The 12,735-nt window shown below is 69.0% G+C and carries 10 protein-coding genes and 1 pseudogene; 5 read left to right on the top strand and 6 right to left on the bottom strand.

Going from position 1 to position 12,735, the window contains the following annotated elements:
• Positions 1-318, bottom strand: a pseudogene (locus tag ACOJSN_RS18415) (hypothetical protein); the annotation flags it as partial.
• Positions 319-445: 127 nt separating this feature from the next.
• Here ACOJSN_RS18415 and ACOJSN_RS18410 point away from each other — a divergent pair.
• Positions 446-988: a hypothetical protein gene (locus ACOJSN_RS18410; RefSeq protein ID WP_420113947.1), complete on the top strand. Its 543-nt coding sequence runs from the start codon at positions 446-448 to the stop codon at positions 986-988.
• 461 nt (positions 989-1,449) lie between these two features.
• On the opposite strand, the gene dnaB is transcribed toward ACOJSN_RS18410, so the two are convergent.
• Positions 1,450-2,799 (bottom strand): replicative DNA helicase, encoded by a 1,350-nt coding sequence (gene dnaB, locus ACOJSN_RS18405; RefSeq protein ID WP_420113946.1) that lies wholly within the window; start codon positions 2,797-2,799, stop codon positions 1,450-1,452.
• Between the two features lie 442 nt (positions 2,800-3,241).
• Between dnaB and ACOJSN_RS18400 the strand changes: the two genes are divergently transcribed.
• Complete coding sequence (locus tag ACOJSN_RS18400) at positions 3,242-3,907, top strand: CDP-alcohol phosphatidyltransferase family protein (RefSeq protein ID WP_420113945.1); 666 nt, start codon at positions 3,242-3,244, stop codon at positions 3,905-3,907.
• Positions 3,908-3,916: 9 nt separating this feature from the next.
• Here ACOJSN_RS18400 and ACOJSN_RS18395 read toward each other — a convergent pair whose 3' ends face one another.
• On the bottom strand, positions 3,917-5,695 hold the full coding sequence (locus ACOJSN_RS18395) for a purine-cytosine permease family protein (RefSeq protein ID WP_420113944.1): 1,779 nt from the start codon (positions 5,693-5,695) through the stop codon (positions 3,917-3,919).
• 13 nt (positions 5,696-5,708) lie between these two features.
• On the bottom strand, positions 5,709-7,085 hold the full coding sequence (locus tag ACOJSN_RS18390) for an ABC transporter substrate-binding protein (protein WP_420113943.1): 1,377 nt from the start codon (positions 7,083-7,085) through the stop codon (positions 5,709-5,711).
• A gap of 292 nt (positions 7,086-7,377) precedes the next feature.
• Here ACOJSN_RS18390 and ACOJSN_RS18385 point away from each other — a divergent pair, with 292 nt between their 5' ends.
• The 3 genes from ACOJSN_RS18385 (at position 7,378) to ACOJSN_RS18375 (ending at position 10,760) form a co-directional block, all read left to right on the top strand.
• Positions 7,378-8,721, top strand: coding sequence for an MATE family efflux transporter (locus ACOJSN_RS18385; protein WP_420113942.1), 1,344 nt, complete (start codon positions 7,378-7,380; stop codon positions 8,719-8,721).
• 60 nt (positions 8,722-8,781) lie between these two features.
• Positions 8,782-9,393: a TetR/AcrR family transcriptional regulator gene (locus ACOJSN_RS18380; RefSeq protein ID WP_420113941.1), complete on the top strand. Its 612-nt coding sequence runs from the start codon at positions 8,782-8,784 to the stop codon at positions 9,391-9,393.
• 146 nt (positions 9,394-9,539) lie between these two features.
• Positions 9,540-10,760 (top strand): Cmx/CmrA family chloramphenicol efflux MFS transporter, encoded by a 1,221-nt coding sequence (locus ACOJSN_RS18375; RefSeq protein WP_420113940.1) that lies wholly within the window; start codon positions 9,540-9,542, stop codon positions 10,758-10,760.
• A gap of 63 nt (positions 10,761-10,823) precedes the next feature.
• Here the strand turns inward: ACOJSN_RS18375 and ACOJSN_RS18370 are convergent, their stop codons facing one another.
• Together ACOJSN_RS18370 and ACOJSN_RS18365 are read right to left on the bottom strand one after the other, a co-directional pair.
• Positions 10,824-11,870, bottom strand: a complete 1,047-nt coding sequence (locus tag ACOJSN_RS18370; protein WP_420113939.1) for a hypothetical protein — start codon at positions 11,868-11,870, stop codon at positions 10,824-10,826.
• On the bottom strand, positions 11,867-12,598 hold the full coding sequence (locus ACOJSN_RS18365) for a DUF5819 family protein (RefSeq protein WP_420113938.1): 732 nt from the start codon (positions 12,596-12,598) through the stop codon (positions 11,867-11,869). The genes ACOJSN_RS18370 and ACOJSN_RS18365 overlap by 4 nt, the downstream gene beginning before the upstream one ends.
• Between the last annotated feature and the right edge of the window lie 137 nt (positions 12,599-12,735).

Genomic DNA, 12,735 nt, shown 5'->3' with positions numbered 1-12,735 from the left:
CTCGAGCGCCTCGATGACGTCGGGCAAGAGCGCCTCACCGGCGGCGGCGACGTCGTCGGGCACATCCATCCGGTCGCGGTACCTCTCGTTGCTGTCCATCTGCTCGTCGGGGTCGTAGACGATGCAGCCCTCCGGGACCTCGCCGTCGAACTGATCCGGGCAAGCGACACTCGGCGAGGCGGTCTCAGATGGCTCAACCGCCGTCGAGCTGTCCGCGTCGGCCGGTGGGGTGGCTGGCACGCCGCAGCCGGACAGCAGCGCACCGAACAGCAGCGCCGTACCGAGCGTTGCGACGATCCGCAGTGTCCCCGATGCCATAGCCGCGAGCCTAGCGAGGGACTCGCGATCTGGTCTGGGGCGCTGTCGTCGGATCCAACTACTGCACAGGAAGCTGGTCTGCGCTGCTGTGAGGCCGCGCTCATGCAGCCCCGATAGCGTGAGCGGCGTGAAGACGCTGATCATCGTCACCGGTGCCGAAGGCGCCGGGAAGTCGACCGTCATGAACGCGCTCCTTCACGTGACGCCAGGCGGAGCGAAGGTCGACGGCGAGGACGTGGGTCAGGTCAACCCATTCTCCTTCGATCAGACGTTCCTCGATCTGCTGTGGAGCAACCTGGTCTCGGTCATCGGCAACTTCTGGGCCGCTGGCTACCCCACCGTGATCGCCGGCAGCTTCCTCGACCGCGACACTCACACGAGCCTGGGGCAGTTCTTGGAACGCCTCGACCACAGCGCCACCCTCTACGTCGTCCACCTCGTCCCCTCCCGGTCAGTACGCGACGACCGGCGGATCCATCGCTCGAAGCCCACGAGCAAGGAGCGACGCGACACCGCGGACGCCAACTACGACCTGAGCCGCCACAGCCTCCGAGACAACGCCAACGGCTACCGGTACATCGAGATCGACAACACCAGCCAGGCCGTCGGCTCGACCGTAGCCACCGTCCGAGCCGCGATCCCAGAGATCTACGACACCGAGCACCGGTAGCGAGCAGTCCACGCACCGGGTTGCGGAAGCCATTCAGTCACTCCGCATCAGGTCCAGCAGTCCTGGCCGAAGCCGAACCGGTTCAAGTCCTGAGCGCGCGGCATCGTCCGCGCACCCGAAGCCGTCGGTTGAGATCGACAACGCAAAGGTCACGCCGCGCGTGATATCCGTCGAAGCCCCGGAGGCGCGTTGACCGGGGAAATCACCGCGAATCACCGGCGCAGCGCACTTCACAGCCCAGCGGCTCCAGCAACCCGTGCACGATTCGATTTCACCATCCTCGGCCCTCCGCTCGATCACACGAGCGCCCAGACCTGCGCAAACACCGAGCACCCTGGCGTCAGTACATAAAGCGAAGGTCGAGAAGCGAGCCAAGAAATGGTCATGTTACATACGACCCGGTATGTGCAAGATTCACTGCATCTCGACAGCCGCATCTCGACAGAACTGTCAGACCGGAACTACTGCGCCATGTCGAAGAACCGGGCGTAGTGACCCTGGAACGCGACGACGATCGTGTCGGTCGGGCCGTTCCTGTGCTTCGCGACGATCATGTCGGCCTCCCCGGCGCGGGGCGACTCCTTCTCGTACATCTCCTCGCGGTGGAGCAGGATCACGACGTCGGCATCTTGCTCGATCGAGCCCGACTCGCGAAGGTCGCTCATCTGAGGCTTCTTGTCGGTCCGCTGCTCAGAACCACGGTTCAGCTGCGAGATCGCAATGACGGGGACCTCGAGCTCCTTCGCAAGCAGCTTGAGGGCACGGGAGAACTCCGAGACCTCCTGCTGACGCGACTCCACCCGCTTGCCGGAGCTCATCAGCTGCAGGTAGTCGATCACCACGAGCTTGAGGTCGTGGCGCTGCTTCAGTCGGCGGCACTTGGCGCGGATCTCCATCAGCGACATGTTCGGGCTGTCGTCCACGAACAGCGGCGCGTCGCTGAGCTTGCCCATCGTGCGGGCCAGGCGCGTCCAGTCTTCGTCGCGCATGTTGCCCTTGCGCAGGTTCTGCAGCGGCACCTGCGACTCCGCGCTGAGCATGCGCATCGCGATCTCGTTGCGGCTCATCTCCAGCGAGAAGATCACCGACGTCATGCCGTTCTTGATCGACGCAGCACGGGCAACATCGAGACCCATCGTCGACTTGCCCACAGCCGGTCTGGCCGCGAGAACGATCATCTGACCGGGGTGCAACCCGTTGGTCAGCGCATCGAGGTCCTTGAACCCGGTCGGCACGCCGATCATGCCCTCGCCACGGTGGGAGGCGGCGTCGATCTCCTCCATGGTGCCGTTGAGGATGTCCTTCAGCGGGATGTAGTCCTCGCTGGTGCGGCGCTCCGTGACCGCGTAGACCTCGGCCTGGGCCGTGTTCACGAGCTCGTCGACGTCGCCGCCGTCGGTGGCGTAGCCCAGCTGAGCGATCCGGGTCCCGGCGTCAACGAGCTTGCGCAGCACCGCACGCTCGCGCACGATCCGCGCGTAGAAGCCGGCGTTCGCCGCCGTGGGCACCGAGCTGATGAGCGTGTGCAGGTACGGCGCGCCACCCACGCGCGCCAGCTCGCCCCGCTTGGTCAGCTCCGCCGAGACCGTGACCGCATCGGCGGGCTCGCCGCGCCCGTAAAGGTCCACGATCGCGTCATAGATCGACTCGTGCGCCGGCCGGTAGAAGTCGGTCCCGCGCACCGACTCCACCACATCGGCGATCGCGTCCTTGCTCAGCATCATCCCGCCGAGCACGCTCTGCTCCGCCGCCACATCCTGCGGCGGAGTCCGCTCGAAGTTCCCCTGTGGGGCCAGCTCTGCCACGCTCACGTCAGCCGCCTCCGCACTCTCACCCTTGTCGTCTCCCCCATCGATCTCAGGCTCACACCGACCACCGACATCGCCCACGGCACCACCGGCGAGACTCTCGCCATACCCTCACCATCGACGGCACCCGCGCGACGTTAGCGGCCACCAGCGACCGCCGTCGACCCGGCCCGGTCCACACCCGCCTGGGGAGAACGGCGACCTTCCTGTGGAGCGTGTGTGGACAGTTCTCCACAGACTCTCTCAACAGGTGTGAACAACCGCGCCAGCGCCCGCGACGCCCCCTCCCACAAGCTGTGGACGCCGCCGCCGTCCCCACCGGTGGACACCGGCCGCAACACACCTTCGCGACACGCCGAGACGCCCGACGGCGTTCCGCACTCTGGTCCTCCCCGTCACCAACCCCGCTCCCGGACCCTGCGAGACTGCCGAAGGAGGAGCCCCGATGACCCGCACCTGGACGCGCACCGCCTGGCTGCCGCGCGCCGCCGTACAGACCGCCGCCGCCACCCTCTTCGCCGTCGCCACCAGCCCGACCCACCGCGCACTCGCCGCCCTCACGGCCGCGCTGGTCAGCGTCGTCGCGACCGTCGCGTTCCTGCGACGCGACCCCTTCCACGTCACCTTCGCCGACCACGTGACCCACCTCCGCGTGCTGCTGCTGGCCGCAATCGCGGGGATGCTCGTCGGATCCGCCCCTGCACTGCTGGTAGCGGTCCTGGTGCTGCTCTCGGTCCTGCTCGACGGCGTCGACGGTCGCCTCGCCCGTGCCCGCGGCGAGGCCTCGGAGGCCGGCGGCAACTTCGACATCGCCGTCGACTGCGCGCTCACCGCCGTGCTCTCGGTCGCCGCAGCGACCATCCTTGGCTGGTGGGTGCTCGCGATCGGTGCACTCCCCTACGCCTTCCGCCTCGCCGGTCGCCTGACGCCCGCACTGCGCCGCCCGCTCCCACCCCGCACGTCGCGCAAGGTGATCGGCTCGATCCCGCCCCTGGTGCTCGCAACCGCTCCGCTGCTGCCCCACCAGCTCGCCACCAGCGTCACCGCGGCGACGCTCGCCCTGCTGCTCTACTCCTTCGGTCGCGACACCGTGCACCTCCTCCGCCGATGACGCAGCGCCTCACCCACCCGTGCGGCGCGCCGTGGTGTCGACAGGCGCACCCGGCCGCTCGGCTGTGGCCCGCTTCGCCAGCGCCTCTCGGCGCCGCAGCCCCCAGTACGTGAACACGAAGTACACGCCGGTGCAGATCGCCGTCCACAGATAGAACCGGTCGAGGTTGACGTAGTACACGTACAGATCAGGGCTGTGGAACAGCACCTGATACGCGAGCGCCACGATCACCAGCAGCGACGCGATCCACACCGCCATGATTACGCGCGAGAGCGCCGACCGGTCCGGCACCGGCGACGACTCCTTCTCCGCCTGCTTCTCCTGGAACGACGCCACCCGCCGCTGATACTCCGCCTCGTCGGCCTCGCCGTTCGGATACGCCTGCTTCGCGCCCATCCGGCCCGCGATGAACGTGTACAGGCCGATCGAGATCAGCCATGTCGGTACGAACAAGTAGTAGTACGGCATGATCTGCAACGCGTTCAGACCCACACCGATCGCCAACGACACCGGCCACGTGATCAGCGCCGGGATGTTGTGCCGCACGCCGGAGAACTTCATCCAGAACCGGCTGTACCCGATCCGTTTGAACAGATGATGCTCGGCGAAGATGATGCCGCCGATCGGCACCAGGATCAGCCCCGCGTACGTCAGCAACGGCAGCATGTTCCGGTACACCACCGGGAAACAGGCGGCGATCACGACGGCGATGCCCGCCAACAAGGTCACTTTCGTTCTCGAGTGGTTCGGAAAGACGGCCTGCGCGGCGAGACCAGCCCGATAGAGGTTCGCGTTCGCCGTCGTCCATCCCGCGATGATCACGATGACGAAACCGGTCACGCCCAACGCGACCCACGCGACGTCGCCCGGCTCCAGCACAGCGATCGAGGTCTGGGTGATGGCCGCCGTCGCCGCCCCCATGAAGCCGGCCGCGATCCACGCGACGTAGTGCCCGAACATCATGCCCGTGCTGGTCGCGAGGCCGGCGGTGCCCTTCTTCGCGTATCGCAGCAGTGCCATGTCGATCAGGCCGAAGTGGGCGAACGTGTTCGCGGCCCATGCGAACCCGGCCACCTCGATCAGCCCGATCCCCGGCTCGCCCTCGGAGTTGATGCCCGTGAACACGCTGCTGCCCGCCACGCCGATGAAGTCGTTGAAGCCGGTGAGCTGGGTGGACCCGGTGATCGACTCCGTGACCACCGGCAGCAGCACCATCCCGCCAGCCAGGAACAGGGCCATCAGCCACGGGCCCACGATGCCGGCGATCTTCGCCAGCGCCTCGAACCCGAACACCGCCACCACCACCGCGAGGCAGCTGAACGCCACCGCGATCACGATGAAGCCCACGTGCGTGGGGTACGCCTCGGTCTGCGGCGGGATCGAGAAGATCCGCCGCACCGCGGTGGCCGACACCGTGATCATCGCCGCCGCGATCACGCTGAAGATCACCGCGTTCGCGAGGTTGTAGATCCGGGAGAACGAGTCGCCCGCCACCTTCTGCAGATAGGTGTACAGGCTCAGCCGCGCCTGCCGCGCGATCGGCGTGGTGATCAGCCAGAAGCTCAGCACCGCGAGCGTGTTGCCGATGATCAGGCCGATGAGGATGTCCCAGATCCCGGCGCCCATCGCCACGAACGTCGCGCCGAACACGAACTCGGTCGCAGCCACGTGCTCGGTGGCGTACAGCCCGGCGAAGTACCCGTTGCCGCGCAGCCGATGCTTGGGCACCGGCAGCTGCTCGGGGTCGAGCTTCGCGAGCTGCTCGTCGGTCACCGTGGTGCTGGTCATCCCTCGTCCCCGCTCATTCGATGAACCTGATCCGCTCGGCGATCTTCGCCGTGACCCACTGCGAGTTCTCGAGCGCCTCCTCGGGCGTCCGGTCCCCCGTCAGCACGTCGGTGAACTGCTGCCCGACGGCGGTGCCCATGCCTTGGAACTCGGGTACCGCCACGTACTGGATCCCTGTGTAGGGGACGGGCTCGGTGGTCGGGTTCTCGGGGTCCGCCGCCTCGATCGCCGCCAGCGTGAGCTCGGCGAACGGCGCCGCCTCGAGGTAGTCGGGGTTCTCGTACAGGGAGGTGCGGGTGCCCGGCGGCACGTGCGCCCAGCCGTGCTCGGCCGCTACCAGCTCGGAGTACTCCGGGCCGGTCGCCCAGCCGATGAAGTCGCGCGCCTCCTCCTGCTGCACCGAGCTGGTGGGGATCGCGAGCGCCCACGCCCACAGCCAGTTGCTGCCGCGGTCTCCACCGGCGTCCGGTGCCGCTGCGAACCCGACGTCGTCCGCCACGCTCGAGACCTCCGGATCGGTCACGAACGACCCCGCCGCGGTCGCATCCACCCAGATCGCGCACTCGCCGGCCTGGAACCGTGCCAGGTTCTCGTTGTAGCCCTGCTCAGCCACGTCAGCGCCGGCGTAGGTCCCCAGCCCGGCGTAGGTGGCCATCGTCTGCGCCCACGCCTCGGAGTCGAGCTGCGGAGTCCACTCCTCGTCGAACCAGCGGCCGCCGTAGGAGTTCGCCATCGCCGTGATCAGCGCGGTGTTCTCGCCCCATCCGGGCTTGCCGCGCAAGCAGAACGGGTCGCCGGTGAAGCTCGAGCTGAACGAGATCTCCGGCGCTGCGGCCAGCAGGTCGTCCCAGGTGGGCTGCTCGGGCAGCTCGATGCCTCGCGCCTCGAACAGGTCGGTGCGGTACATCGTGAACGAGGACTCGGCGTAGAACGGCAGCGCGTACAGCGACCCGTCGAGCGAGAGCGCCTCGCGCACGGTGGGCAGCACGTCGTCGAGCTCGTACTCGGCGGGCATGTCGTCCAGCGGCACCAGCCAGTCGCGGCCGCCCCAGATGGTGGTCTCGTAGGCGCCGAGCATGACGATGTCGAACTGCCCCGCGCCGGTCGCGATATCGGTGGTGACCCGCTGCCGCAGCTCCCCCTCGGGGAGGGTGACCCACTCGATCTCGACGTCGGGGTGGTCGGCCAGGTACTGGTCTGCCAGCTCCTGCATCCGGAGGATGTCTCCGTTCTCCACGGTCGCGATCGTGAGCACGCCGTCGTCGACCGGGCCCTCCTCCGCCGTCGTGCTGCACGCCGTGAACGCACCGAGCACCGCGACGCTCCCGGCCGCCACAGTCGCCCTGGTCCATCGCCGGCCGGCGCGCAGCCGCGCTCCCCTTGGTCGCACGAGACCCTCCCCGGTCGGCGTCGTCGGCCCGGGTCCACGCGGCATCACGTGGTGCCCGTGACGCTCAGTCTGGCCAGAGCGCCACGGCTGTGTCAAAGGTCACACATGACTCGGTCACGCGCTGCCCGGTTCCGGGCCGTGCGGTCCCGCGTGATGACCGGCCGCCGGGCCGTCGAGATCGCTGTTGTGAGCCGACCTCGCCGCTCCAGACCAGCGAGGTCGACCCGGATCAGCGATCTCGGCAGGCAGCTCCCCCACGCAACGACGCGGCTGGGTGCGCCACCATGACCATGTGAGCGGACGACGGCGAGGCCCCGAGACCGGCCGGGCTCTCGACCGCCGGATCTTCGCGCTCGCCTGGCCCGCGCTCGGAGCGCTCGTCGCCGAGCCGCTGTTCGTGCTGGTGGACTCGGCCGTGGTGGGGCGCCTCGGCACTCCCGAGCTCGCGGGCCTGACGCTCGCCAGCACGGTGCTGGTGACGCTCGTCGCGATCTTCGTCTTCCTTGCGTACGCCACCACCGCGGCGGTCGCTCGCCGCATCGGCGCAGGCGACGAGAAGGGTGCGCTGGCGCTCGGGATCGACGGCGTCTGGCTGGCATTGATCCTCGGCGTCGCGATCAGTGCGCTCGCCCTCGCTCTCGCACCGAGTGCGGTCGCGCTGCTGGGTGCGTCCGACGTCGTCGCACCCCACGCGATCGCGTACGTGCGTTGGTCGGCGCCCGGCATCCCGGGGATGCTCGTGGTGCTCGCCGCGACCGGTGCGCTGCGCGGCTTGCAGGACACGCGCACGCCGTTCGTGGTTGCGGTTGCCGGCGCCATCACGAACGCTGTTCTGTGCGTGACCTTCGTGTACGGCTTCGGCATGGGGATCGCCGGTTCGGGACTCTCGACGGCGGTGGCCCAGATCGGCATGGGCCTCACCTTGGGGGTGGTGCTGGTCCGCGGAGCCCGGGCTCGCGGGGTGTCGCTGCGGCCGCACCCGGGCGGGATCCTGGCGAACTTCCGCTCCGGGCTGCCGCTGCTGGTCCGGACGCTGACACTCCGTGCGGCGATCATGGTGACGGTGGTGGTCGCGACCTCGCTCGGCGACAATGCCCTTGCCGCACACCAGATCGTCAACGCCATGTGGAATCTCGTGGCGTTCGTGCTCGACGCTCTCGCGATCGCTGCGCAGGCGCTGATCGGGCACGGACTGGGCGCGGGCGACCGCGAGCGCGTGCGCGCGATCACCCGCCGCACGCTGTGGTGGGGTACCCTCGCGGGCGCCGGGATCGGTGCGCTCGTGGCAGCCGGCGGGTGGCTGATCGCGCCGCTGTTCACGCCGGACCCCGCCGTGCGCCGCGCGGCCGCGCTCGCCCTGCTGATCACCGGGCTGCTGACACCGATCGCCGGGTGGGTGTTCGTGCTCGACGGCGTGCTCATCGGCGCCGGCGACGGTCGCTACCTCGCATGGGCCGGAGTGATCACGCTGATCGCGTACGTGCCGCTCGCGCTCGCCGTGCGGGCCTGGGCACCCGAGGGGGCTGTCGGTCTCGCGTGGCTCTGGCTGAGCTTCGCAGGCGGATTCATGCTGGCCCGCGCGCTCACCACCGGCCTCCGCGCGCGTGGCACCCGGTGGATGGTGCTCGGCGCCTGAGCTCTGCGTTCCTGCAGTCCGGTTATGGACAGGTTGGTCCATAACGGCTACGGTGTCCGCATGCCCCGGCCACGCAGCCTTGACACGGACACCGCCGTGGGCGCCTGCGTCGAGCAGTTCTGGGACTCGACGTACGCGTCGACCTCGACCGACGAGCTCTGCGAGAGCACCGGGCTGTCGCGAAGCAGTCTCTACAATGCGTTCGGCTCCAAGCGCGACCTGTACCTGCTGGCGCTCGAGCGCTACTCGAACGATCGCGCGGCCGAGCGTGCGGAGCTGACCGAGGCCGCAGGCTCCGGCGCGGACGCGCTGCGCGGCTTCATGCGCGCCGTGCTCGACACACAGTGGCAAGACCCCGACCGGCGCGCGTGCCTCGGCATCAACGGCTGCATCGAGACCGGCCCGCACGACGGCGAGATCACCCGCGCGCTCGAGCGCGGCGCCGTGGACTTTCACGAGACCATCGCGGCGCTCGTCGCCCGCGGCCAGCTCGACGGCAGCATCGACGACCGCCGCACCGCCTCCGAGCTGGCCTGGCTCATCCACACGATGCTCGACGGGCTGCAGGTGCGCGGGCGCGTCCACCCCGATCGCGCCGACATCGACCGCTGTCTGGCGACCGTGATGGCGCTGCTCGAACCAAGGGAAGCGCTGATCAATTGGCGCCGGTAGCGAGCGGTGTCCAGATGCGTGCATCGCAAGGCCGATCAGCACTTCCCTAGCCACTGACCAGCGGCAGACCACCCACCGACGCACGCACCGCCGTCGGCCATCCCTAACCAGATTTTGGACTGTTCGATCCATAACGAGAGGTTCCCGTGACCACGACCAAACTTCCCCTCGGGGTCTACGTGCTGGGCTTCACGATCTTCGCGCTCGGCACGTCGGAGTTCATGCTGGCCGGCCTCCTGCCACCGATGGCCGCCGACCTCGGGGTCACCATCCCGGAGGCGGGCACCCTCATCAGCTCGTTCGCGGTGGGGATGCTCGTCGGCGCGCCGGTGATGGCGCTGCTCACGCTCAACCTGCCGCGCCGCACCACACTGCTCGGCGCGGCGGCAGTGTTCGCGGCGATGCACCTGCTCGGAGCCGTCACCGACGACTTCGGCATCCTGCTGGCCACGCGCGTGATCTCCGCGATCGCGTGCGCGACCTACTGGGCTGTCGCCGCCGTGACCGCGATGGCGATCTCGCCGCGGGCGGCGACCGCGCGCGCGATGGCCGTGGTGGTCGGCGGGCTCACGGTCGCGAACGTGGTCGGCGTGCCGCTCGGCACCTGGGTGGGTGAGCGTGGCGGCTGGCAGCTGAGCTTCCTCGCCGTGGGCGTGGCGAGCCTGGTCGCGCTGCTGACCACCGCGCTGTTCGTGCCCGAGACCCACCCCCGAACTTCGGCCCGGCAGGACTTCCGAGCCGTGCTCAGCGCGGAGCTGGCGAGCTTCCGCCGGGCGCCGCTCTGGGTGGCTCTCGCCACGACGGCGACCTTCCAGGCCGCCGTCTTCGGGACCTTCTCCTACCTGTCACCCATGCTGACGGACATCGCAGGGCTGGACGCGAGCGCCGTGCCTGCCGCGCTGCTGCTGTTCGGGATCGGCACTCTGGTCGGCGTCACGATCGGTGGCCGATACGCCGACCGCAACCTCCTCGGCAATGTGGTGATCTCGCTCGGCGCCCTGGCGGTCGCGTTGCTGCTTCTCGCCCTCGTGCTGCCCGTGGGCGGCTGGGTGGTCCTGGCGGCCGTGACCCTCTTCGGAGCTGCCGCGTTCTCGATCGCCTCAGCACTCAACGCGCGGGTGCTGAAGCACGCCGAAGGCGCACCCACACTGGCCGCGGCGGTGAACGTCTCCGCGTTCAACGTCGGCAATGCCGTGGGCCCGTGGCTGGGCGGCACCGTCATCGCCGCCGGTCTCGGCTACCTCGCCCCGATCTGGGTCTCGTTGACGATGGTCGCTCTCGCGTTGGCGTTGGCCGGCGTCTCCTGGCGGCTCGAGAGGGCGCCTTCCGTTCAGCCGATTCCGGCGCCCGCGTGCGAGACGGCGTGACCGGCTGGACGGTCGATCGTGGTGAGTTGAGCGTCTGACGTGAGCCTGAGCCTGCGCTGGGGCTCAGCCCGTCGCTGAGGCCGGCGCCCGGCTTCGGCGCTTCTCGAGCGCGATGCGTGCCAGCCGGGCCCGTTCGCCTGCCCACGCCTCCAACCTGCGGTAGGTCACGGAGGAGACGAAGATGCCGTCGAAGGCGATCATCGACAAGGAGAACCACGGCAGCCCCATCAGAACTGCGATGCCGATGTGCATCGCGATCACGGCCAGCACGGCAATCCGGCGCGTGTAGGGATGGATCAGCGCGGGTACGAAGAACAGTTGGACGAGGACTGCGAAGTACGTGGCCGCCGTGAGGATCACACCGTTGCTGATCAACAGGTGGTTGAGCCACGGGAACACCCCGTACTCGTGCAAGCTCAACGGGTAATACAGCGCGGTACCGCCCTGCCACAGCCCGCCCTGCACCTTGTACAGCGCCGACGCGAGATACAGGATGAACACCTGCAACGCGAGAGCCGAGAGTGCGAGGTTGTGCACGGTCGCACCGAGCCATGTCGGCAGGACCGGCAGGCCTGCCCCCAGCCGACGAAGCACCCCCGACGGTGCTCCGGCGGCGAGGGCCCTCCGCCGACGGCGCGCGTCGAGCGACCAATGCTCGGACGACGACGCGACCGCCAGGAAGATCAAGCCGATGCGGGCGATGTTGTCGCCCTGATCACCGACGAGCGGGTTGCGCTCCACGAGCGCCGTCATCCCCACGACGAGCACGACGATCGAGGCTCGCGTGCGCCACCCGACGACAACGGCGACCGCCACCGCCATCAGCAGCACATACTGCATCGTGAACAGGGTCGGGCTCGAGGTCGACCAGAGGTCGCTCAGGGAGCCGAAGACGGATCGCGCACGCAACTGATCCGCCCAGGCAGAGCCCGGCCCCCACACGGCGTGGCGAGTGCCGAAGTTCGTCACCAGGATGCCCAGCACGGCGATCCCGACGACGATGCGCGAGAACGACAGACCATAGGTGGCGCGCTTGGAATCGAGGTACCAGCTCTCGATCTTGTCCCGCACGCTACCGATCCCGTCGAGCGCCGGGGCCAGGAGGCTCACTGGAGCGCTCCGGTGGCACGCAGGTATGAGCTGAACAGCGCGAGCTCGTCCTCGGAGAGGACCCTCAGGGCACGCCATCCATACGTGGTCCAACCGATCGAGGCATCGTCGATGCTGCCCGGCGCGCCAGGCGCCCACGTAGGAACCGAGCGCCGACCGGTGCGGTACTGCACATGCTGCAGCTCGACGTCGTTGCCGAGGTGGGCCGTCCAGTACAGGGTCGCCAGGTGCGTCGCGGCTGCGTCGTAGGTCATGTACCGACCGACCGCGCCGGTTGGGACCGAGCTGTCGGTACGGTCCACGAGCGTTGTTCCGAGGTCGGCGATCGGGGTGGTCAGATAGCTGGCATTGATCAGTTCCCGCTGAGCCGCGTTGAGATCGCCCATGACCGTGTTGAGGTTGTTGGCCACGCGGCGTGCCGCGAGGCTGATCCGCGGCGGGAACGGGTTCCCGGCGATCAGCGAGTCCTCGCCCTCGACGAGGTCGACCCAGCCGGTCCGTACGGTCTCGCCGGATGCGGGATCGATGTACTCGGCCCGCACTTCCAGGTTGACGGCGATACGACGCGGAGTCGGGGCGAAGATCCGCCAGGACTGGTCGAACACCGGGAGCGCGTATGAGCGGAGCGTGTCGCTTCCGATCAGCGTGCGCACCGGCGTGGTCGGGCCCACGTAGGTCGCGATGATCAGTGTGTGGACCAAGACCACGCAGATCCCGATCCACAGCACGGCGCGGGCAGCCTGTGGTGGCCGCCCGCTGGACGTCTGAGGACGCCCACGCGGGGGGGGGCGCCAGGGCCCCCCCCCCGGGGGGTTACCGGGGGGGGGGGGGCCCCCCCCGCCCCCCCCCCCCCCCAACACACCAC

Source organism: Pseudactinotalea sp. (genome assembly GCF_048594945.1).
Lineage (GTDB): Bacteria > Actinomycetota > Actinomycetes > Actinomycetales > Beutenbergiaceae > Pseudactinotalea.
The sequence above is the reverse complement of the archived record's forward strand: the minus strand, read 5'-3'. Positions and strand labels throughout refer to the sequence as shown.

What these genes read in the sequence shown, in the direction of transcription:
- ACOJSN_RS18400 (WP_420113945.1), top strand. Translation starts at nt 3,242, where the DNA reads ATGACCCGCACCTGGACGCGCACCGCCTGGCTGCCGCGCGCCGCCGTA.
- ACOJSN_RS18395 (WP_420113944.1), bottom strand. Translation starts at nt 5,695, where the DNA reads ATGACCAGCACCACGGTGACCGACGAGCAGCTCGCGAAGCTCGACCCC.
- ACOJSN_RS18380 (WP_420113941.1), top strand. Translation starts at nt 8,782, where the DNA reads ATGCCCCGGCCACGCAGCCTTGACACGGACACCGCCGTGGGCGCCTGC.